General features: G+C 68.4%; 15 protein-coding genes and 1 pseudogene. 8 read left to right on the top strand and 8 right to left on the bottom strand.

What is annotated here, in order from left to right:
- Positions 1 to 208: 208 nt before the first annotated feature.
- From HF526_RS11860 to HF526_RS36320, 4 genes and pseudogenes are all read left to right on the top strand, one after another.
- The gene (locus HF526_RS11860) at positions 209 to 454 is read left to right on the top strand and encodes a hypothetical protein (protein ID WP_169381438.1); all 246 of its coding nucleotides are present in this window, start codon (positions 209 to 211) and stop codon (positions 452 to 454) included.
- Positions 455 to 805: 351 nt separating this feature from the next.
- Positions 806 to 1255 carry a DUF1622 domain-containing protein gene (locus tag HF526_RS11855; RefSeq protein WP_169381437.1) on the top strand — a complete coding sequence of 150 codons (450 nt, stop codon included), beginning with the start codon at positions 806 to 808 and terminating at the stop codon, positions 1253 to 1255.
- 946 nt (positions 1256 to 2201) lie between these two features.
- On the top strand, positions 2202 to 4226 hold the full coding sequence (locus HF526_RS11850) for a DEAD/DEAH box helicase (RefSeq protein ID WP_338051417.1): 2025 nt from the start codon (positions 2202 to 2204) through the stop codon (positions 4224 to 4226).
- A 186-nt stretch (positions 4227 to 4412) separates the two neighbouring features.
- Positions 4413 to 4706: pseudogene (locus tag HF526_RS36320) on the top strand (DUF6416 domain-containing protein); the annotation flags it as partial.
- Here the strand turns inward: HF526_RS36320 and HF526_RS37375 are convergent.
- Positions 4652 to 5233, bottom strand: a complete 582-nt coding sequence (locus tag HF526_RS37375; RefSeq protein WP_169381435.1) for a transposase — start codon at positions 5231 to 5233, stop codon at positions 4652 to 4654. The pseudogene HF526_RS36320 and the gene HF526_RS37375 sit on opposite strands and share 55 nt — an antisense overlap.
- Positions 5234 to 5632: 399 nt before the next feature.
- Between HF526_RS37375 and HF526_RS11835 the strand changes: the two genes are divergently transcribed.
- From HF526_RS11835 to HF526_RS11820, 4 genes are all read left to right on the top strand, one after another.
- The gene (locus tag HF526_RS11835) at positions 5633 to 6340 is read left to right on the top strand and encodes a phenylalanine--tRNA ligase beta subunit-related protein (protein ID WP_169381434.1); all 708 of its coding nucleotides are present in this window, start codon (positions 5633 to 5635) and stop codon (positions 6338 to 6340) included.
- A 101-nt stretch (positions 6341 to 6441) separates the two neighbouring features.
- A complete protein-coding gene (locus HF526_RS11830; RefSeq protein WP_211177076.1) occupies positions 6442 to 6603 on the top strand; it encodes a hypothetical protein in 162 nt (53 codons plus the stop codon).
- A gap of 291 nt (positions 6604 to 6894) precedes the next feature.
- Positions 6895 to 7728 carry an SCO6745 family protein gene (locus tag HF526_RS11825; protein WP_239028568.1) on the top strand — a complete coding sequence of 278 codons (834 nt, stop codon included), beginning with the start codon at positions 6895 to 6897 and terminating at the stop codon, positions 7726 to 7728.
- 478 nt (positions 7729 to 8206) lie between these two features.
- Entirely contained in the window at positions 8207 to 8557 is a 351-nt protein-coding gene (locus tag HF526_RS11820) for a hypothetical protein (protein WP_169381433.1), read from the top strand.
- Positions 8558 to 8629: 72 nt separating this feature from the next.
- On the opposite strand, the gene HF526_RS11815 is transcribed toward HF526_RS11820, so the two are convergent.
- The 7 genes from HF526_RS11815 to HF526_RS11785 all read right to left on the bottom strand — a co-directional run bounded on the left by HF526_RS11815 (position 8630) and on the right by HF526_RS11785 (position 21828).
- Positions 8630 to 11302 carry a phospholipase D family protein gene (locus HF526_RS11815; protein WP_169381432.1) on the bottom strand — a complete coding sequence of 891 codons (2673 nt, stop codon included), beginning with the start codon at positions 11300 to 11302 and terminating at the stop codon, positions 8630 to 8632.
- Positions 11299 to 12786, bottom strand: a complete 1488-nt coding sequence (locus HF526_RS11810; protein ID WP_169381431.1) for a hypothetical protein — start codon at positions 12784 to 12786, stop codon at positions 11299 to 11301. Before HF526_RS11810 ends, HF526_RS11815 begins: the two co-directional genes overlap by 4 nt.
- Positions 12786 to 13472 carry a hypothetical protein gene (locus HF526_RS11805; RefSeq protein ID WP_169381430.1) on the bottom strand — a complete coding sequence of 229 codons (687 nt, stop codon included), beginning with the start codon at positions 13470 to 13472 and terminating at the stop codon, positions 12786 to 12788. The genes HF526_RS11810 and HF526_RS11805 overlap by 1 nt, the downstream gene beginning before the upstream one ends.
- A gap of 26 nt (positions 13473 to 13498) precedes the next feature.
- Positions 13499 to 16678 (bottom strand): type I restriction endonuclease subunit R, encoded by a 3180-nt coding sequence (locus HF526_RS11800; protein WP_169381429.1) that lies wholly within the window; start codon positions 16676 to 16678, stop codon positions 13499 to 13501.
- A 231-nt stretch (positions 16679 to 16909) separates the two neighbouring features.
- Positions 16910 to 18220: a restriction endonuclease subunit S gene (locus HF526_RS11795; RefSeq protein ID WP_275403967.1), complete on the bottom strand. Its 1311-nt coding sequence runs from the start codon at positions 18218 to 18220 to the stop codon at positions 16910 to 16912.
- Positions 18213 to 19787 (bottom strand): type I restriction-modification system subunit M, encoded by a 1575-nt coding sequence (locus tag HF526_RS11790; RefSeq protein WP_211177075.1) that lies wholly within the window; start codon positions 19785 to 19787, stop codon positions 18213 to 18215. The genes HF526_RS11795 and HF526_RS11790 overlap by 8 nt, the downstream gene beginning before the upstream one ends.
- 58 nt (positions 19788 to 19845) lie before the next feature.
- Entirely contained in the window at positions 19846 to 21828 is a 1983-nt protein-coding gene (locus HF526_RS11785; protein ID WP_169381426.1) for a hypothetical protein, read from the bottom strand.
- Between the last annotated feature and the right edge of the window lie 161 nt (positions 21829 to 21989).

The following is a 21989-nucleotide window of genomic DNA, read 5'->3' as shown; positions in this document are numbered from 1 at the left end:
ATCGTCGTGATCCTCTCGGTGAGTTCCTTGGTCGGTACTCATCAAGATCACGCGGTGGCCGTCTCACGTCACGACGCCACGCCGCTCACCAGCGAGGGACTCGTACACCACCTCCGGGGACGCAGCCCTCAGTGACGACCTGCAGTCCCTGCGCCGGAAGAATCAGCGGGTCCAACAGGGCGGGGCGGGCCACTCACCCTACAAGCTCGTGCGTTACCTACTGGTCGCGCCGAAAGACGGCCAGCTCGCCAAACTGGCGGCTCGCACGTTCCGACCGTGCGGGCCGACCGACCCGTACTGGGCGATCGGGCGAACGCTCGACGCGCTCGGAAGCGGAATCGGCCGCGACGAGCTGCTCAGCCTGATCTACTTCAACCGCACTTACGCCGAGCAACAGGTTGGCCTCGGCCGCGAGGACGCCAAGGCAGCGCTGGCCGCGGGCTGGCAGACCTAATCCCACGCCAGCACGTGGCCCACGAGCGGAAAACGCCAGGAGCCGCAGACGCGCGGCCAACCGCTGATCTACTCCTCACAAGGCGGCGCGAAGCGCTGCGGTGGGCGACGTCGAGGATCGGTCATCCTCCCACTCCTCGGAGGGCTGCACCCAAGGTTTCCTCAACATCCGCGGCCGTTGCCCAGACCACCCCCGGGGCTGCTCGTGGAAGGACAGCGTGCTGCCGCGGAACACTCGGCTGGCCGTCCGGACTGTGAACGCCCGAATACCGTGATGGAGGGATGCCTTGGGGGTGGAGCGTTGGCGCGGCGTCGCCACCGAGTTGCGGGACCGGGCACCGAGGGAGCTGAAATGACATTTACGGCGTTGATGGAGCGCGCCGCCCAAGCGTTCGAGGTGATCGCAGTCATGGTGCTGATCATCGGGCTCGTCTGGTCGCTTCTCTACTCCGCCCGGGTATGGCGCACCTCGGGCGACGGGCGCCGCGGGTACGCGCTGCTGCGGGAGTTCTTTGGCGGTGTGCTGCTGCTCGGGGTCGAGATCCTCGTGGCCGCCGACCTCATCAGGACCGTCGCAGTCACCCCGACGCTGGAGAGCGTCGGCGTCCTGGGACTGATCGTGCTCATCCGAACGTTCCTGAGCTTCTCGCTGGAGACGGAGATTGAGGGCGTGCCGCCCTGGCGTCGCGCGATGACCACCAGCGGCGCCGGCGTGCTGTCCCGCGCGGCCTCGAGGGCCCGCGGCGCTGATGCAACAACGGATGAGCCTGCGCCGCTGGGAAGGTCTGGCCAGAGCAGCTAGCTACTTCGCCCTGAAGAAGTAGCAGCGCCGCAAGGCCCTGACCTGCACGAATAGTCCCGCGCGCCTCCCATGCTCGCGGTCGGATGGGCGGGAGAATGCCCCGGTAGCGCCGTGAGCTGGGGAAACGGGGGCGGGATGCTGCGGACGCGGGCAGTCGAGCTGAGCTTGTGGGAGGCCGTGCTCCCCGACGAGGTGCTTCGGCTGCCCGAGGAGCATGGACGACTGCTGGCGCTCGGCCGCGGCCATGGAGCGCAAGCGGCTCGCCATCAGGTCGGGTTCGTCGGCGGTCGTGAGGAGCAGGGTCCCGGTCGGGTCCGGCGCCGGGACTGGTTCGGCGGCCAGCGAGGCGAGGATGGGCTCGACCGCCTCCAACTCGTCGAACCGTGACGGTGAGGCGGTGACGCAGGCCGGTGTCGGCGAGCAGGTCGAGGTCGAACGCTGTCGACCTCGATCGGCGCGCTGCTGTCATTCGGCCGTCACGCAGTACGCCATCAGGTTGCGCAGCAGTCACCACATGCGTCGCCAGGCGGTACAATCGAGGGAAGAAAGCTGGCCACCGCTGCACGCTGTTGGTCCAGACCATGGCCGACCTGGGCGATAGGTGCTGGACCGCCGACCGGTGGCCACGCCGTCCTGTGTGGGCTGTCCGGCCCCCGCGGTGGCGTTTCCCCAGATCTGTGGGTCAGCTCGCGTCCCGGAGGAGCCACACCTCGGCCTCTCCCCGCGACGCCCCTGACCCGACCGCAGCGCTGTGCGCGGTAAGGCCGCCACGGCGGCCCTGCCGGGCATTCCGGAGGAGGAGTTCGTGGCTCGACGAGGCCAGCCCCAGACGAGGGCTCGCCGTAGCGCCCCGCGGGACCGAGGACGCGGCCGCGAACGCGGCGACGTCATGTCGGTGCTCGCGCACTCCGTCCGGGAGGTCGAGACCGCCCTGCGGAGCGGGCGAGTGACGCCCGCGACGCGCACGAAGTTCCAGGCGGTCGCACTGCTGTTGCGCGAGGAGCGCGCCCGGCTCCGGGCGGAGGAGAACAGCAGCGACGCGCGCCGGGCCGAGCGGCTCAAGCGTCTCGACCACACCGCGAAGACCCTCGCGATGACCGCCGTCCGTGATCCGGCGCTCCTGGCGCTCCTCGCCGAGGACGCCGTCGTCTCCGACGAGGCCAGGTCGCTCGCCCGGGACGTGCTGCGGACCGCGGGGATCGAGCCGGCCATCGAGACGGGCACCGACGAAGCCCCGCCGGTAGAGGTCCCCGCCGCCCCCACCAAGCCCCGGGTGGTGCCGCAGTCGGTCGTCTCGCGGCAGATGGCCAACCCCTTCCTCGCCCCCGACTTCTCGGCCGCCCGGCCGAACGCACCGCGTCCGACGCCGCTGGCCGGCTGGGAGCTGCTCGGCCCGCTGCTGCGGTCGTTCGAGCGCGCCGGTGGCGGAGCCCCGGCGTGCATGCCCCTCCCCGCGCCGTCCCTCCGGAGAGCGCCGGGCGGCCGGGAGCTCATGCCGCACCAGGCCCGGCTGGTCGCCGCGGCCCAGGCCGGCCACCGGACCTTCCTGCTCGCCGACGAGCCCGGGCTGGGCAAGACGGCCCAGGCGCTGCTCGCCGCGGAGGCGGCGAACGCCTACCCCCTGCTCGTCGTCGTGCCCAACGTCGTCAAGACGAACTGGGTGCGCGAGGCCGGTCTGTGGACACCCCGCCGCTCGGCGACGGTGATCCACGGCAACGGTGACTCCATCGACGGCTTCGCCGACATCGTCGTCGTCAACTACGAGGTGCTCGACCGGCATGTGGGATGGCTCGGCGACTTCGGCTTCCGCGGAATGGTCGTCGACGAGGCGCACTTCATCAAGAACAAGGCCTCCCAGCGCTCGCAGCACGTCCTGGAGCTCTCCGAACGCATCCGGTCCTTCACCGCGCGTCCGCTGCTGATGGCCCTCACCGGCACCCCGCTGATCAACGACATCGAGGACTTCCTCGCCATCTGGCAGTTCCTCGGCTGGATCGACGGGACGAAACCGCTCGCCGACCTGATGGACGCCCTCACTGAGACCGGCCTGACACCCGCCGATCCGGGCTTCTACGCCGCCGCCCGCAGCTGCGTCGTGGACCTCGGCATCGTCCGTCGCCGCAAGGTCGACGTGGCCGCCGACATCCCCGCGCGGCGCATCGCCGACCTTCCCGTCGAGCTGGACGGGCCCGCCGGCCGGTCGATCCGGGCCGCCGAGCGCGACCTCGCCCGCCGGATGATGGCCCGGTACTCCGCCGCACTCGCCACCCGACGGTCCGGTGCCGTCGTCGAGAGCCCCATCGACGACGGCATCGACCACGACCTCGTGCGCCGGGTGGCCAGGTGGGAGCAGAAGGATGCGACCACGTCGACGACCGGCGACAACGTCTTCAGCATGATGCGACGCATCGGCCAGGCGAAGGCCGGCCTCGCCGCCGACTACGCCGCACAGCTCGCGCGCAGCGCAGGCAAGGTGGTCTTCTTCGCCAAGCACGTCGACGTGATGGACGCCGCCGAGGAAACGTTCACCAAGCAGGGGGTCCGGTTCTCCTCGATCCGCGGCGACCAGACGCCCACGGTGCGGCAGCGCAACATCGACGCCTTCGTCAACGACCCCGACGTCGCCGTCGCGGTCTGCTCACTGACCGCGGCCGGTGTGGGCCTCAACCTCCAGGTCGCCTCCAACATCGTGCTCGCGGAACTCTCCTGGACCGCCGCGGAACAGACCCAGGCCATCGACCGCAGCCACCGCATCGGCCAGACGGAGCCCGTCACCGCGTGGCGCATCATCGCCGCCCAGACGATCGATGCCAGGATCGCCGAGCTGATCGACAACAAGGCCGGCCTCGCCGCCCAAGCGCTCGACGGCTCCGAGGAGGAGGTCGGATCGTCGGCCGACGTGCAGCACCAGGCGCTCGTCGCGCTGCTGACCGACGCGCTGTCGGCGGCCCCGACGCACCCTGAGAGGTGACGCGGCGAGCGGTGAGCCAGGTGTTCGTGCTCATCGACACCCGCTGACGCGCTCACCCGATCGACCGAAGAACAACCCCGAACGTGGCGTCGGACCAGCGGCCCAGGTGGACGGGCCTACGGTCGTGATTACCGTTGACCCCTCCGCGGTCCGCCGCCCATCCCCGACGGACGGCCCCGACGCTGTTCGGGGAAGCACAAGTGCCATGGCGTGAACGTGCAGGTCATCGCGGACCCTGCCGGGCGGCTGATCTGGGCCTCACCCGCGCTGCCGGGAGCCCGCGGCGACGAGTTGGCGGAGCGCGTCGGGATCCCGAACGGCAAGCACGGTGTGGCTGGTGTCCTCGCGTGGCCAGGAAGGCACTCGTTTGCGGTTGGCCGCACGTGGCCCTGGTCGTGGGACTACCCAGACGGCGGCAACGCGGTCTACTGGTTCACGAAGGACGTGGCGGACGTCTTCCAGAAGGCGCGCGACCAGTAGGTCGCCGCCATAGCCCCTGACACGCCTTCCCCGAGGTGGTGATCTCCTCGCGGCGCGGGTTTATCCCTGCCGGGCCGGCGCCCCGCCGGCAAACCACTCAGTCCCGGCTTGTCGGCGGAGCGTTGGTCTGGCTGCCCTTGGGCGCGCCGTGAAGAGGTCGCCGCCGTCCGCATTTCCGCTGATCTCCGAAGCGGTGCCGGGTTCGGGCGGAGCCCGATGGTCTTGTCAGTCGAACTAGGAAGTTGCCCAGCAGGTCCGGTCGCCGGCTGGAGGCGGAGGCGGTGGACACCCCCGTGGGCCAGCACCAGCAACTCCTCCACGGTGGCGGCGGCCCGGATGGCCAGATCACGGGTCTTCAGCGACGCCCACCGGTTCTCGGTCGGGTTCAGCTCCGAGGCGTACGCAGGCAGGTAGTGCACGGTCAACCAGCCGCGCTGCACGCGCAGGAACGCGCGCATCGGCCCGCTGCGGTGTGCGGAGAGGTTGTCCCACTGCAGGGATGACCGGTGTGCCGCGCAGCAGGGCACGCAGGCGGCGCAGCGCGATCGTCAGCTTGACGGTGTCATAGGAGCCCCGCACGTAGTGCACCGACAGCCGGGCCGGCCCGCCGGGCCGGTAGCGAGCCACCGACGATCATGAGCGCTGGGAGCCCCGTCGTCCGGCGTGCCGTCCCCGCCGCTGCGGCTGGTCCTCGCGGCCTGCGCCCGGGTCTCCGCCGCCGACGGGTCCGCGCCGGCCCGACTGACGGCCGCTGACCGCGTGGCGAAACGTGTCGGCGAGCCCACCGGCCAGCACCCGGGAGCCGCGTGCCCGCACGTCGCCGAGCCCGATCGGCAGGCCCGGACCGGTCTCGTTGATCACGGACTCGGTTGATCACGGACTCGTTGGACTCGGTCACCGGACCGGTCTGGCCTAGTCTTCCGCGCGTGTTCCGCTACGACCCCGCCGTCCTGGAGCGGTACCCGGCGATCCACGCCGGGATCGTCGCCGCGTCCCGGCTGACCAATGGATCGACGCCGCCTGCGCTGCTGGAGCGCTACCGCGCCGCCCAGCGGGACGTCGCGCAGCGGCTCGCGACCACGCCGGTCGCCGAGCTGCCGTCCATCGCGGCCTGGCGCCGCGCGTTCGCGGCGTTCGGGGCCAAGCCCACCCAGTACCGCAGCGCCGCGGAGGCGCTGCTGCGGCGGCTGGCCAAGCAGGGCGACATCCCATCCATCAACACCCTCGTCGACCTCGGCAACCTGGTGTCGATCCGGTACGCGCTGCCGGTCGCCGTGGTCGACCTCGCCGGGATCGACGGCGGCATCACCGTCCGGTTCGCCACCGGCACCGAGCGGTTCACCGACCTCGGTGCGGCCGAGGCCGGCGCGCCGGAGCCCGGAGAGGTGGTGTTCGTCGACCGCGCCGGCGTCGCCTGCGCCCGGCGCTGGTGCTGGCGGCAGAGCGCGCAGAGCGCGACGCGGCCGACCACCACGCGGGCACTCATCGTGGTCGAGGGGCTGCACGACGGCGCCGAGGCCGACGTCGCCGCCGCGACCACCGAGGTCGCCGCGCTGCTGGCCGAGTTCCAGCCCGCCGCCGCGACCACCGCGCACGCCCTCTCCGCCCGGCACCCCGCCACCGTGCCCACCTGAGCCGAACCGGGTACCAGCAGGGCCACCTTCAGGTGACATCCGGGCAGGTCGCAGCGGCTAGCGTCGAAACCGCTGATCGACGACAAGGCACCGAGGACATCGTGAAAAGCGGTCTGCACATCGCGGATTTCACCTACCCGTCCGGCCCGGCGGGGCTGGCCGACGACCTGGCCCGCAGCGTCACCGCCGCCGAGGAGGCCGGGTCCGCGCGCGTCAGCGTGATGGACCACGTCTGGCCGCCGGCTCGGCACGTGGTCGAGTAGCACCTCCTTACCGAACGTGCAGGTAGTACCTGCTGGCCCCCAGGAGACCGAACCCTGAACCCCGCGGATTAAAAGGCGGCCGGATCACATATCATCTGGCCTCTACCAGCGACGATGCCCCCGCCGTGGGTCACTGAAGCCGCACCTCAACCGCACCACGCGACGGTATTTCGCCCCACGGATGGCCCCACGCCAGGACGACGGACGCTGCCAGGCGCGCCTCGCCCAGGGGTTGCGTCGGTTGTCCGGCGGAACCGATGAGTCCGGGGCGCTCGCCGAGTCGGATCAGTCATGCCGACCACGAGAACCGCCCGCCGCATGTTCGGGCTCCTCGAGCCGATCTGCCTGGTCACCTACCTCGCCGACGAGTCCAATGAGGAGTTGGCCGCGCTCGGCCACCGCACCTACTGGGACGGCTACTTCGCCAGCCGCGCCGCGCCACTGGGACGGGTGCCGGCACAGGTCGTGCACGCGGCCTTCTACAGCTTCGCCGACGGGGAGGCTGCGCGGCACATCCCGAGCGCCGGGGAGACGATCCCGCCGGAGGCCTCCTTCGCCGCGTGGCAACGGGGCAGCGCGGCCTCCGTACGGCGGATCCTCGGCGCGGCGCTGGCCGAGTCCCCCGGCCTGGCGCGCGCCGCCGACCTGACCACCAAGGCCGCGACGAGCGCGCCCACGCAAGGTCGGGTGATGTACGCCGGATGGCGGGCCCTTCCGGTGCCCAGCGACCCGGTCACCCGGCTGTGGCACTCCGCGACCATGCTGCGCGAGCACCGCGGTGACGGGCACGTCGCCGCCCTCCTCGCAGGGCACATCGGCGGTGCGGAGGCCCACGTGCTGTCCGCGCTGGAGCAGGGCATCCACCCGCCGGAATCCTTTGGGCGCCTCCACCACCTGCCGAAGCAGCGGCTGGCCGAGGTCATGGACGGGCTGTGCGAGCGCGGGCTCGTCGACACCGACGGCTGGTTCACCGACGCCGGCCGCGAGACCAAGCAACGCATCGAAGCCCTCACCGACGAGCTCGCCGCCCCGCCGTACGACGCACTCTCCGCCGCCGAGCTCGCCGAGCTGATCGCCGAGCTCGAGCCCATCACCGCGACACTGGTCGCTGCGGGATCGCGCTGACGAACAACGACCGGGCGGACGATCCGACAGATGCTCGACGATGCCCAGACCTGGAGCCGGAGGTCAGGATCGAACTGACGACCTACCACTTACAAGACGGGCCATCCGCGTACACCACGGCCCCTACCTGCAACAACCGCCACGGGGCCGACCTCTCCAGCCACTCCAGACGCCGCGGAACGACTCCGGCTCGTGTCACAACCCGTGTCACGCCTCAGCTGACGGCGCCGACAAGCGCAACCCCGGCGCCATCGCCCCCTGGCGGATCGGAGACCCCCCGATGTGGCGATGATCCAGAGGGCCTGATCTGGCTAGCGTCCCGGTCATCCACAACCCTCCACCCGGGGCGAGGAACCGCCGTCACGGGTCAGGGCTTGGAGGGCTCGTCCTTAAGGGGCCCCACCCGGGGACACAGTCCGAAGGGCGACGCCGCGCCAGCGGCCCTGCACGAACCCGGTGGCTACGCGACCATCGGCACATGCCAAAGTACCGGGTCAACGACGCCGCGGTCGAGCACGCCCAGGCACTTATCGACGCCCGCCGCTACGTCCTTCGCAGCCGCTGGGGTGACGTCCAACCCTCCGCCGCCGACGGCACCCGCTACCTCAAGACCCACACCTGGGCCGAGTACGGCGTTTGGCACCTCGGCCTCACCGACGGCGCCGGCGAGGAGACCAAGCGCCGCTACGCGTTCGTGTTCGGCGACTTCATGCGGATCCACCGCATGGGCATCATCAGCTGCCACTATCGCGCCGCCGAGTGGGGCCACAAGGAAATCGAGCTTGCCGCGCACGAGCTACTGCAATACCTGGACGACGCGCGTCGCTGATCTCCTCATGGTCGTCCCGCCGCGATGCACTCGGGCGTCCTCCACGAGATTGAGCCGTACGGCAGGGACGGTTCACCAATCCCGGTCGGTCCAGGCACCGTCCTTCGACCGGGGCTTGCGGCCAGGCCCGAACTTGGCGAGGAGGTTCTCCAGGTCCCCGTCACCCGCGATCGCCGCCACGGCAGGCGGAACGGGGCGCGCAGCCAGGATCTGGCGAGTAGCTGGGACTCCCTCGCCCTGCCCGAAGAGCGTGAGCGGAGTGCTCGGCCGTCGCAGCGGATAGACCCGCCATCGCCCGACGGCTGAGTCGAGCATCGCCACCGCATCCTCGCCTCGTGTCATGATCACCGAGCGAGTTCCCGTCGTCGCGACGCACGTCAGCGGGTCGCCGTCGAACAGCTCGGTCGCTGCCCGTGCAGCAGGCCGCATGGGGTTGCGGAAAGTCCCCCGCACGATCCAGGCCCCGTGCTCCCTCTCCACCTCGAGCCCCGCCGCGGCCAGTCCTGCGAGAGTCTCCGCCTGCGGATCAGTTGCAGCGTCGTGGGCGAGTTCCACGACGGCGTCGACCTCGCTGCGGCCAGCCAGCCGAGCACCGGCCTCATCTGATCGAAGCAGAAGGGAGTCGATGACGACGTCCTCAGCAAGTGTCGCGACCTGATGAGCCGGCTCCCAAGCCCTGGTCAGGACGACGTCCGCCGGGCGTCCGCCTCGCACCACTGCATTGTGGCCGAGCACCGCGAGACATAGCGCGACGAGAGACCCGAGGTAGGCGTGCGACTCCTCTGGGCTGTCGGTGATCTCAGCCTGGTCGGCGACGAGCGCGAGCACGACATCCGCGAGCTCGTCGCGCCAGCCGTCATCAGATCCCCAGACACCAGCAGCAAGTAGCTCCAGGTACAGGGCGGCGACGGTCATACGCATGGGCAAGGGTGGGACGGGGGCCGCGGCCCCCGGCGTGATCGCCTTGACCCATCGCCGGATCCACGACCTGTAGCGAGATCTTGCCTCGGGCTTGACGCGTCGAGCCTCGCGGCCGACGAGTGGATCGAGTTGCTCGATGGCGCTCTCGGTCTCGTCCTCCGCGAGTTCGGTCTCGTCCTCGATCATGCCGACGGCCCACGTGCTCGAGTCGACCGTGTTCGTCGGCGTGGGCAGCGCTCCCGGGAACACCATCTCCGTGAGCGACGCCCCGAGGGAGTGAGCAGCAAGGTCGAGGAACTCCGTCCACGCGTCCTTCCTTGACTGCGCGTCGACGCCGCCCGACGCGCTCGACGGTTTCCGCAGAGCCGCCGTCGTCGCGCGCTGTTCTGCCGACAGCTGGAGGAGGTTGAGCAGGTCCCGCCCGAAACGCTCCAGCAACCCGGGGTCTTTGATGACCGAGTCGAGCTCAGGTGGGTTTCGCAGCTGAGGCGCTGCACCGACGTCTGTGCGCGGTCGGCAGCGATGAGGATCTGTCACGAACGCCGGTACTGACTCCACGGCGGCTCCGTCGACCATCGCCACCAGTCGGACCGCGGCGCCGGCCGGCTCGGGTGAGTCGACCGTCCACATTAGCGGCGCGCCAACTGCGGATACGTCGAAGACTCCACGCGGCTGCCAGGAGCCGGGTGCACCGTCCGGTGAGAACTCGACCGTGACCTGGCCCGCCACGCCGCACACGACGAGGAGTTCTACCGCCCGTTCGAGCCGTCGCGCGCCGAGAAGGCGGAGTGGAGGATGTGCCACCTCCCTGTCGTGGTCCTCAGACGGACGCCACTGTGCGACCTCGGTCGGCGATACTCGGCGCGCGTCCGGCAGCAGGCTGCGCCCGACGTCCGCCGCGATGGCGAGCTCGCAGTTTCCGCCGTCACGGACGGTTCGGAGCAGCGCTGCGGACGTCACATTGGCGCTTCCGACCACAGCTCGGTGCCGGCCATCCCGTCCGACGAGCTCGATGAGCTTGCCGTGCATCGTCCGCTCGTCGTCGACCTCCCGGAACTCCGCTTTGGTCCGGCTCGTCGCTGCTGTCAATGTTCGCCCGTCGAAGCTGGACAGCTGGCTCTGCAACGCGACGCGAACACGGGACGGCCGAGCCCGTTCCAGGATCGCGCGGACAGCCGCCCCTGACGGGTCGACGAAGGGAGCGGCCAGGTTCACCTCGGCAGCCTCCGTCGGCAGTCGGTCGAGGAGCGGCGCGTCCAGATTGTGGAGCAGCCGGACATCCGGGCGGCTGTCGTCGACCTGCGCGGGCAAGATCCCCAGACCGATATTGGTGACTGTCTCGGCGATCCAGCTGGGCATCGCGACGTGCCGGGGCAGCCGCTGCAACCATTCACCGAGCTCGGCCTGAGCACGTAGTCCTGAGTCCTTGCCGCCTCGCAGCACGCACCAGAGCTCGTGGTTGTGTCCCCACCCGGACATCGTGGGGTTTCCCGACCCGATCGCGGTCCAGACGTCCTTGTCGCCCACCAGGACGGCGAGCTTGGGGTGGAACGCGCCCCGGATCGTGACGGCACCGTGTTGGTAGATGTGGCCGGCGAAGCGGACGTCGATGGGGTCATGAATCTGCTGGTCGGCGTCGGACAACACGGTGACGCGGGCGCCCATCTGCCGTGCGAGGGAAATCGCGAAGCGCTCGAGGAAGACCAGGTCGGCGGTGAATCCGAGCACGAGGAACTCACGTAGCGGGACGCCGTCGGGCCGGTCTCGCCACTGGCGGAGCAACGTCAGAGGCGACGCGAAGTCGGAGTGTTCGATCGTCGTCATGCGGGCAGCTTTAGGAGTTCACGGCCTGCCGATGTCGCGGACTCGTCCGCGAGGCCGAGCTGTGTCGCGAGCCCGGCCAGCTGCTCCACTCGAAGGCCGACGTTCCCCGACCCTTCCCTGCTCCGCGCAGTGAAGGTGTCGTTCCGCTCGTGCAGCCGGGAGAACACCTGCATCCTGCCTTCGCTCGACACGACCACCTTGCGTAAGGCGACGCGCCGGGACTGAGCGAGCATGTCGTCGACGAGATCCCGCCCGAGGTCGCGCACCGACCGGGCCGCGTTGTCCCCGATCCGAAGGCTGACCCACTCCGGGCCGAGGAAGTTGTTGCGAACCGTCTTCCCCCCGCGGAACGCCTCCAAGGCGATCCCGTCGAGCGTCTCCCGGCGCTGCGCCCCGACCGCCAGCAAGGCAATGTCGCGATGGACACCCTCGCCCTGCGCCGTCACCTGCTCCTCTGCCGGCTCCGGATGGCCACCGCGGCCGATCAAGGTGGGCAGCTGAGCCTGCCACTCCTGGACACGCAGGTCGGGGAGCTGGTCAGAGATCCAGGAATGGAGATCGGCGCGAGTCGTGACCCCGTTGTTGCCGACGAAGTCGACGAGCCCGGCCCACAGTCGTCTCCACGCACCGACCGAGTAGTGCCGGAGCAGCACGCCACGCCACGCCTGGGTCCTGCTCTCCTGGCTCAACACGGAGTCCTCGACTGCCGCCGACCCGAAAGCGACCCCGTGGCGAAGCGCCTCCGACCAGGACTTCTCCGGCGCCAGCTGTCCAGTCCGCAGCAGGATCCGCAGCGTGGCGCGCCGCGTGAGATCGGGCCCTTCCCAGTCGCTTTCGACGTGGCGGCATGCTCGTGTCGCTGTGAACAGATCACGGAGGGCGTCCAGGTCAGGGCCGTCGAGGGTTCCCAAGGAGACGGGCTCGAGCTGTGGGAGGGCATCGAGCGACGGGGAGGCATCACGAGCAGCCGCGGCGAACAGCGGCGCGAACATCTTCCTGACCTCGGCCGGGCAGGCGTGACGTGAGGGGCGGATTGCTCCTTCCTTCGTCGTCGCGGTCCCGAGCACATCCGAAGGGCCGCCGTACTGAGACCAGAATCCCCAAGCGCGCGGTGAGTACGAGCTCTTGCCGGTGTCCGCCAGCTCCCAGGCCGTTCTACCTTTCCCCAGCCCCCGCTGGAGCGCATCCGCCCCATGTGCGCTGGCCTCATCGCCGTGGGTCAGCCTCGTGGCGAGCGCAAGCAGAACCTCCGCCCTACGGAGGAGCTGCTGGCAGGCGGCACCGTCGAGGTCGTGCTGCTCGGCGTGATCGGCAAGCGCCCAGTAGAGCGTGTAGTAGCGAGCGAACTCGGTCAGGGTCGACAACCCGGGCATGAGCATGGCCACCATCCCGAGGACAGGTGCCTCGACGGCGAGCGGATAGCGGCCCTCGCGCTGGTCCAGCCCCTGCTGCGCCCACGCGGGCCCTTCGAGGACGGCGGTCACTATGGCCGCGTCGCGTCGTCGAGCCACTGAGTGACGGTGGCGATGTGGTCGTTGGGCCCGGCTGAGCCATTCATCTGCCCGGCGAGGGCGTACTCCCAGAGCTTGAACGCCTTCTCCAGCCTGTCGGCCACCTCGTCACGCTGGCCGAGGTACTCGATCGCGCCCTCCTCGTCGCCGGCATGGGCGCTGTCGACGATCGCGTAAGCCAGGTCGGCTGCATGGTCGACGAGATGGCGGACGTGCCACGCGCGGTCGAAGACGAGCGACTGATGCGCGTCGGCCAGTGCGTCCTGGTACTCGGTCTCGGCGTCGTACTCGTCGTCCTCGTCGACGGGTTCACGCCTCTTCACAGACGCCGGGTCCACTACATCGGGGTACGGCGGTATGGGGCTCGCGCTGTAGCCACCACCGCGATGGGCGGGCGGCTGCCCCGGAATGTCAACGGCAGCGAGCTGCGCCAGCTCACGCACGGCCTCGTTGGTGAGCGAGCGGAGGTAACCGACGACATGGTCGACAGCCTCGCTGACCGCCGCGTGATTCTCGTCCGCCAACTCGACGTCGATTTCGCCGCCCGTCTCCCGAATCACCGGGCCGACGGCAAGGTGCTCGGCCAAGCCGTCCGCGAGATCATCGCGGCACCTCGCCAGCTCCTCCAACGGCGGCAGTTGCTCCTCGGCGTCGTCCATGTCCCCCCACTCCCCATACCAATCACCTACGCCGCGTCCACGAAGCGCGGAGCGAGCCGCTCCATCTGCTCCAGAACCAGCGCGATCGCGCCGGGCTGCTTGTCCGGCGGGTACTTGTGCTTCACCAGCAACCGCTTGATCGACGAGCGCAGCTTCGCCCGGACGTCGTCCCGCACGGTCCAGTCAGTCCGGACGTCCCGCCGCATGATCCCGACGAGATCGCGGGCGATCTGGGCGAGGACGTCGTCGCCCTGCTCCAGCACCGCGGACTCGTTCTGGGCGACGGCGTCGTAGAAGGCAAGCTGGTCGTCGTCTAGCGGCGGGGTGAAGGTCGCGCCGCGCTCCGCCTCCTTGCGGATCTCCTTCGCGAGCTCCACGAGCTCGGCGATGACCTGCGCCGAGGTGAGCTGCTGGTTCGTATACCGGATCATCAGCTCCTTGACCCGCTCCGAGAACACCCGCTCCCGGACGACGTTGCTGCGGGTCACCCGGGTCGACTCGGTCAGCACGAGCTTGCGGAGCGCCTCGATCGCCAGCTGCGGGTTCGTTGCCTGCTGGGCCTTGGTGACGTAGGCCGGGTTGAGGTCGCTCAGCTCGGGCTTGGGCATCCCGGCGGCCTCGTAGATGTCGATGACCTCGCCGGTCTCGGTGCTGGCTGTGAGCAACGCGGCGAGCAGGCGGCTGATCTCCTCGGGCACGGGCTTGCCCTCGGCCCGACGCGCGTCGGCGTCGTACTTCGCCATGTAGACGCGGACCTCCTCGAAGAAGAGGATGTCCGGCCGGAGCTCCTCGAGCTTCCCGGAAGCACCGCACAGCGCCCACGCCCGAGCCAGCTGCCCGCTCAGTCGTCGGTACCGGTCGGCGAGGGTCTCCTCTCCCTCGGGAACCTTGTTGCCTGGTGTCGTCGGCGAACGTAGGTAGTCGGTCGTGGCCAGCGCCGCCCGCAAGAAGGCCCTCGGCTGTCCGCTGCGGAGCTTCGCGCGCCAGTCGTAGTCCGCCAGCGCCTCCCTTATCTGGCCGACGAGGAACGCGCCGACCTCTGCCGCGTCGTCGACCTCCCGCCCCATCGGCTTGGTCTGCTGGTCCCGCGGGCTGTACTCGGCGAGGGCCTTCTGCAGGTTGTCGGCCACCGGCGCATATCCGACGAGCAGTCCGGCCTCCTTCCCGCGGAAGGTCCGGTTGACGCGGGCGAGGGTCTGCATGAGCAGCGCCCCCTTGAGGGGCCGGTCGAGGTAGAGCGTGTGCAGCGGCGGGGAGTCGTATCCGGTCAGCATCATGTCCTTGACGATGACGATCTCCAGCTCGTCATCGGGGTCCCGGAACCGCTCCTTGATCGTCGCGTTCTCCGACGGCCGGCGTCGGTGGTCGGCGATCAGCCCCGTGTCCGTGGCGTCGCTCGAGTAGACGACCTTGACCTTGCCGCTGTGGATGTCCTTGCTGTCCCACTCCGGGCGGCGCTCCGCGATGCGCCGGTAGATCTCGGCGCAGATCAGCCGCGTGCCGCCAACGATCATCGCCTTGCCCGGCCCGGCGATCGTGGGCCGCATCGCCTCTCGGCGACGATCCCAGTGCGCCAAGAGGTCCTTGACCAGCTCGTCGAGACGCTTGGGGTCGCCGTACACGGCGTTGATCACGGCGACGCTCTTCTCGATCTGCGCCCGCTCCGTGTCGTCCAGGCCCTTGGTGGCTTCGTCCGCGCTGCGGTCGAGGTCCTCGTCCGACATGTCTTCGCGCCGTGCGAGCTTGATCAGCCGCGGCTCGAAGTAGACGGGCACGGTGGCGCCGTCCTCCACCGCGCGCGAGAGGTCATAGACGTCGACGTAGTCGCCGAACACCGCCCGGGTGTTCCGGTCGGCGAAGGAGATCGGCGTGCCGGTGAAGGCGATGAGCGACGCGTGCGGAAGCGCCTTCTTCAGGTGACGGGCGTAGCCATCGAGGTCGTCGTAGTGGCTGCGGTGGGCCTCGTCCACGATCACGATGATGTTCTTGCGGGCGGACAGCTCGGGGTGGTCGGCTCCGGCATCCCGCTCTTCCTTCGTCCGGCCGAACTTCTGCAGCGTGGTGAAGTAGATGCCGCCCGTGACCTGGTTCGTGAGCCGTTCGCGCAGCTCGGAGCGACGCTTGATCTGCACGGGCTGTTCGGGGAGCAGCTGGCTGATCTGGAAGCTTTGGTAGAGCTGCCCGTCGAGCTCGTTCCGGTCTGTGATCACGACGATGGTCGGGTTGGCCAGCTCCGGCTGCCGCATGATGCGGTTTGCGTAAAGCTCCATCTCCATGGACTTGCCGGACCCCTGGGTGTGCCAGACGACGCCAGCCTTGCCATCACTGCGGAATGCCTCGACCGTGCTGCCCACAGCCTTCGCGACCGCAAAGTACTGGTGCGGCTTAGCGATGCGCTTGGCGAGGCCGACGGCCCCCTGGTCGAACGCCGTATACCAGCGGAGGAGCTGGAGAAAGCGCTCTTGCTCGAAGACGCCGTGCAGCAGCAGCTCCAGCGCGGTCACCGGCTCGCCGTCGCGCCCCCGGCTCCCGGGTTCGACCACGGCCCCCTCCTCGTCGACGTTCCACGGCGCGAAGTGGTGGAGCTCTGTGAACGGTGTGCCGTACTCCGCGCGGACGCCGTCACTGATCACCGTGAGCAGGGCGAAGCGGAACGCGATGGGGAACTCGGTGATGTAGGTCTGCAGCTGAGCATGCGCTGCAGAAGGGTCCGCTGTCGCGCTGCCCGCCTTCTTCAGCTCGAGGATGCTGACCGGCATGCCGTTGCAGAACAGCACGAGGTCGAAGCGGCGGTGGAAGTCCTTATGCCGCACAGTGACCTGGTTCGCCACAATCCAGGTGTTCTCGTCAACGTTCTGTGAGATCAGCCTGATGGTCGGCGTGGTCTCCTGGCCGTCCTCGCGGAGGTAGGTGATCCCGCGGTAGCCGCCGACGAGCCAGTCGTGGACGCGATGGTTCTCGGAGATCGCGTCGTTGGAGCGAGGCGAGGTGATCTCGGCGTAGGCCTGCTGGAGCTGGTCGCCAGGGACGTCCGGGTTCAGCCTGCGTAGCGCGTCGAGCAGCTGCCGGCGCAGAACGAGATCATCCCAGCTCTGCCGCTCGTCGGAGCCTGGAGCGATGTCCTTCCCCTCCACCGGGTTCCAGGACAGCTCGCCCAGTGTGTCCTTTGCGAGCCTCTCCCACTCCTCCTCCGACATCCCGCTCATCGCGCGTGCTCCTCCTCGATCGGGTCGGGGGACAACTCATCCTTCAGCTCGCTAATGCTCGGCAGCTTCGACGCGAGGGGTGCAGTGCAGACTCCGCAGCACGTCGTGCATCGGAGGATTCGCGGAGGCCTGCCGCGCCGTCGAGGTCCGTCTTGGGAGCCCGGGGCGCCCCAAGCAGCGCCGGTTTCGACGGGATTGATTCGACCGCCTTCGTGGGACCGAGACGACAGCTCACTGTAAGACCGCCTCGACCTGCTGCTCAGCCTGACGTACTCGCATGCGGCCGGAGATCAGATTGACCAGAAGCAGGTCGCGCAGGTCCCGCAGGCGCTGGCTCTCGCGCTGTATGGCGTCACCGAGAGCGTGGAGCGATCGAACTTTCGCTGCGTACTCCCTTTGCTTAATCGGATCTATCGTTGGCGCTTCGTAACGGCCCAACGCACCAACTCGCAGGTGCAAGACGGTGGTTCCCGATGAGTGATCCTGGCAGTAGCGACGGAATCTCTCCTGTCGAAGTACGCCAAGGATGTATTCAACAGGGACTCCCTGGATGGGGCGCGCGACAACCAGGTCCAGACTAGCCACTAGCTTTGAGTACTCTGCCGACGACCGCACACGGACCGCTCGACCAACGACGTCTGCATTCTGTGTGAGATCAGTCTGGGCTATCACGACATCACCATTCACTAGAGATTGATCACTGCGATAGTCACCAGCGAATGGCTTCAGTCCGCGCTCAGAGTAGTAGCCATCCCGAGTGATGGATTTGAGTGTAACCATTCCAGTATCTGAGTCAACAAGATCTGCACTTCTGTACGAAACACCCTTAGTCAGCATCAACAAATCCGCCAATGGCACCACACCTCCCGACTCTGCCATCAGGCCTGTAAAACAAGCACGCTCCAAGGCGTCGAGCTTACGAAGCAAGCCACCATTGTGAGACATCTTGTCTTCCAGCGAACCTAGTACCTGAGCGACCGCGTCTTGGTCGCGGCGAGACGGAATGCATACGTGCAGGGCCTTAGCATCCGGATAATATAGCGTCTGATGAGTAGTTCCGTACGAGAATTTGCGGATGCTCTCTTGCTCGACCATGAGTATGTATTTGAGATATTCCGGCGCAATCTCCGGTCCACATACCCAGTTAACGAAATCTTGACTAGTTGCCATGGGGCGACCCATGACGACGACATAACCTACAGACGCCGTTCTAGAAAGACACACCGTATTGGTCGGCAAGACGCGAGCCGAAGAATTATCGATCCCGTCCTGAGACACCTCCTGGAGAGTCTCATAGATTACAGATCCATGATTTCCTGTGGCGTCCTTGATGCCAACCCATGGAATACCGCCGTTCCAGTACTCCGGCCGGGATCGACTGGGGGTGTGCCCACTCTCCATACGCGCCAAATCGGCGAGCTTTCGCCACTCATATCCCTGTTGCGGCAAACGAGAAGGGAATCCAATGCTGAGCGCGAAGCGACCGGGGATAATGGCGTCCGTGGCGCCTCGTCCGCCTGTCCGAGTTTCTCGCCTAGGCATGGATTCGACCCATCTCCACGCGCACCGTGGCCGCAAGCCTCTCGGATTCGTCGAGCTGAACAAAGAGCTCCTTCGTTAGAAGCTCCAATCTTTCCTCGATCGGCCCACCTTCGTCCTCAGATTCTGCCGAACCAACATATCTACCCGATGTAAGCACATAGTCTGCCGACTTGATTTCTGCGATGGTCGCGGAGTAGCAGAAGCCGGGTTCGTCGGCGTACTCTAGCCCTGCCTCGTGAGCCGACTCTGTGCCACGCCAAGCGTGGTACGCGTTCGCAATCTTCGCGATGTCTTCGTCAGTAAAGGCGCGCTCAGCGCGGTCGACCATGTAGCCTAGGCTGCGGGCGTCGATGAACAACACTTGCCCACTGCGGTCGATGGAGCCGCGTTTACCTGCCGTCTTGCCCTTGGCGAAGAACCAGAGACATACGGGAATTCCAGTGGAGCGGAACAACTGCGTGGGCAGGGCGACCATGCAAGACACCAGGTCCGCTTCGACGATCTGCGCGCGAATCGCGCCCTCACCGCCGGAGTTCGTTGTCATGGAGCCGTTGGCCATCACCACGCCCGCGCTCCCACCGGGCTTCAGCTTCGACAGAACGTGCTGGATCCAGGCGTAGTTCGCGTTGCCTGCGGGCGGGACTCCAAAACGCCAACGGGCGTCCTTCTCGCTGCGCGCCCAGTCTTTGATGTTGAAGGGCGGATTGGCCAGAATGTAGTCTGCGCCATCGTGGCCGGTGAGCTGCGGGTGGAGATCTCGGGCGAAGGTGTCGCCCCATACGGACCCTAGGTTCGCGTTGAGGCCGTGGATGGCGAGGTTCATCTTCGCCATGCGCCAGGTGCGCTCGTTCAGTTCCTGGCCGTAGACCGCGATCGCGGTACGGTCCCTGTCGTGCGCCTCGAGGAACTTCTCGGTCTGCACGAACATGCCGCCAGAACCGCAGCATGGGTCGTACACCCGTCCGGAGGTCGGCTCCAGTACCTCCACGAGCACCCGCACCACGCTGGCGGGCGTGTAGAACTCCCCGCCCCGTTTACCCTCAGCCTTGGCGAACTTCTCCAAGAAGTATTCGTACACCTCCCCCAGCAGGTCGCGTGCTTTTGAGGCTCCCTGACCACTGAACCGCGCAGTGTTTAGCAGATCTAATAGCTCACCGAGCCGCCGCTGGTCGACGCTCTCCTGGTTGAAAATCTTGGGGAGCGTGGCCTTGAGCGACGGGTTCTCGTCCATGATCGCCTGCATGGCATGGTCGATCAGTTGGCCGATTGACTTGTCACCGCGGCCCTTGGCGTTCTCGGCCAAGAACGTCCAGCGCGCCTCGGCGGGGATCCAGAAGACCCCACTGCCCGTGTACTCGTCGACATCGTCGATGAGCTGAGCGACCTGCTCCTCGTCGAGGCCTTCCCGCTCGAGTTCCGCCTGGATCTGCTCGCGGCGCTCGGTGAACGCGTCGGACACGTACTTGAGGAAGACGAGCCCCAGCACGACGTTCTTGTACTGCGAGGCGTCCATCGAGCCACGCAGCTTGTCCGCCGCCTTCCAGAGCGTGTCCTTCAGCTCTTTCATCGTCGACGGTGCTGCCGGCACCGCGGACTTCTTCGCGCGAGGTGGCACGGGCTTCCTTTCAGTCGTGCTGGGACAGGTCGAGAATTCCCGACGCCGTTCCGTCTGTCAGCGTGGAGGCAAGCGTGTCGACCGCATCGAGTCGACGTTTCAGCGCAGCGCGATGCGAGTCGAGCTCGTCGAGAACGACGCGGAGCGAGTCAGCCTGGTCCGCAGGGATGGACCCGACCGTCCAGCTCCCCCACGCCCGCGCGTCCGCCGGCTGCGCCGAGATCGCCGCGGCCACGACGCGTGGCGGCAACTCCGATGACTTCGACCGCAAGACGCGCGCGGGATGGACGACCACGGCTCCGCCCTCGACGTCCACGACGGCGGCGGGCCGAGGCGCAGTACAGAAGACGACGTCGCCGGGTTCGGTGAAGCGAGCCACCTCGTGACGTGCGGCGAGGAGCAGCCGGTCGACACTGCGCGGAGGCGAGGTACCCAGCAGCTCCGGTGGACCGAGCACCCGGACCGACGCCTCGGCATCAAACAGGTCTCGATCGAGCCGGTGTCCGGGAAGCAGTCGAAGCATGCCCGACCGGAGCGCGTCGTCCAGCGTGTGGCGCGTTCCCGGCGGGGCGGACCGGGCCACCACCCCGGGCATCGCAGCAGGCGCCAGCCGCTCCGCCAACTCCGCCCGCAGCTCCGAAATCCGCGCAAGGACCTCAACCGCGGGCTCGGTCCGCTGCGGCGTCGGTACGGCATCGACGAGGCCGCCGAGCCGGGTGATCAGCTCGACGCTGCCCACCAGTCGTCCAAATCGGGGCAGATGCGCACGTTGGCCACGCACGTCCTGCATGCCCGCCACTAGGTCCGTCACGAGGTCGGCAGTCACGATATCGTCGAGTTCGGTGTCGGATAGGTTGACGACCATCGTGCGGGGCGGCACGCCTCCCGGAGCCATGGTCGGGGCAGGCCCGACGCACCACAGCGCGACGCGGGCCCGCGGCTCGAACGGCGCGAGGCCGGCTGGCAGGCGGGCGATCCCCCGCAGCCGGTGGGTCCGCACGATGTCGTCCCGGACCCTCCGCGCTGACCGTGGCAGTCCCTCGGTCAGGGTGGACGCACGGCCCACGATCACCATTCGGCGGTCCGCTGGGTTGCCCAGTAGGACCTCCTCGGCCGTCTGCAGCAGCTCGGCGGCTTCAGCGTCCGGGTCATCGGCTCCGGGCAGCTGCAGCACCACGACACCATCCTCGGGGACGACCACTCCGCCGTCTCCGTCGATCTCAAGTGTCCGATAGTCGATGCCGCGAACCCGCAGGCGGCGCCTGGTCAGTCGCCGCTCGGGCGCGTCACCCGGCGGCAGCGCGACGCTCACGGTGCGCCCCTCGTCCCGCGCCAGCTCAACGAGGAGATCGCCGCCACCACCGGTCGGGTCGACGATCAGCGGGGCGTTGATGCCCGCGTCCGTCCCGATAGCGTTCACAAGGGCTGCCACCAGGCGCACGGCGGGAGCGGACAGAGCGGTACGGGTGTAGCCGTCCCGGGCGCGGCGTCGACGGCGGGCCATGAGGCCCTCGAACGCCGCTCCGGCGTGATAGGCGGCGTCGATGCGCAGCGAGCAGTAGCGGGCGAGCGGGACCAGGCGCTCACCCAGCGCCTCGAGCTCTGCCGTGAGGAACTCGTCGTCCGGATCGGCCTCGTCCGCCTCGTCGAGCAGGTCGTCGTGGACCGTCGAGAGACCGTCGGTGTACCTGCTGAGGCACAGCAGGGCGGTCAAGCCCGCGAAGATGACGGGATCGTCGAGATCGGTGTCCGCCAGCACCGCGAAGCCCGCCAGATCCTCCCGAGCGGCGGGGTTGTTGCCACGCCCGGTGGTCTCCAGCCAGGTCACGACCTCGTCGCCGTCGAACAGTTGCTGGGCGCCTCGGGTCGCGACGGGCTGCGGGAAGGGCGTGGCCGTGGACGCGTACCGTCGCCTCCACATCGTCACGGGCGCCCGCCGGACGCGAGCAAGGAGCGCGACGTCCGCAAGCCCGAGGTACAGGGTGTCGGCCACTGTTCCTCCCCTCGTAGATCGCCCGGCGGACTGGATCACCGTAGCGCCTCCCCGCTCAGCGCTAGATCGCCTCTCCGATAACCCCCGTTATCAAGACGTTCGCTAGACCCGCGCTGCTCGGTCGTGGATCTTTGCTCTCCGCCGGCGGCCCTCGCCGACAC

The organism is Pseudonocardia acidicola, assembly GCF_012911935.1.
In the GTDB taxonomy this organism is placed as follows: Bacteria; Actinomycetota; Actinomycetes; order Mycobacteriales; family Pseudonocardiaceae; genus Pseudonocardia; species Pseudonocardia acidicola.
Note: the sequence above shows the minus strand (reverse complement) of the source record. Positions and strands in the feature narration are given on the sequence as shown.

Bases quoted from the DNA above. Each gene is read 5' to 3' on its own strand.
- HF526_RS11795 (WP_275403967.1), bottom strand. From the start codon at position 18,220: ATGCCTAGGCGAGAAACTCGGACAGGCGGACGAGGCGCCACGGACGCC.
- HF526_RS11805 (WP_169381430.1), bottom strand. From the start codon at position 13,472: ATGGACGACGCCGAGGAGCAACTGCCGCCGTTGGAGGAGCTGGCGAGG.
- HF526_RS11800 (WP_169381429.1), bottom strand. From the start codon at position 16,678: ATGAGCGGGATGTCGGAGGAGGAGTGGGAGAGGCTCGCAAAGGACACA.
- HF526_RS11825 (WP_239028568.1), top strand. From the start codon at position 6,895: ATGCCGACCACGAGAACCGCCCGCCGCATGTTCGGGCTCCTCGAGCCG.
- HF526_RS11820 (WP_169381433.1), top strand. From the start codon at position 8,207: ATGCCAAAGTACCGGGTCAACGACGCCGCGGTCGAGCACGCCCAGGCA.
- HF526_RS11815 (WP_169381432.1), bottom strand. From the start codon at position 11,302: ATGACGACGATCGAACACTCCGACTTCGCGTCGCCTCTGACGTTGCTC.
- HF526_RS11855 (WP_169381437.1), top strand. From the start codon at position 806: ATGACATTTACGGCGTTGATGGAGCGCGCCGCCCAAGCGTTCGAGGTG.
- HF526_RS11790 (WP_211177075.1), bottom strand. From the start codon at position 19,787: ATGAAAGAGCTGAAGGACACGCTCTGGAAGGCGGCGGACAAGCTGCGT.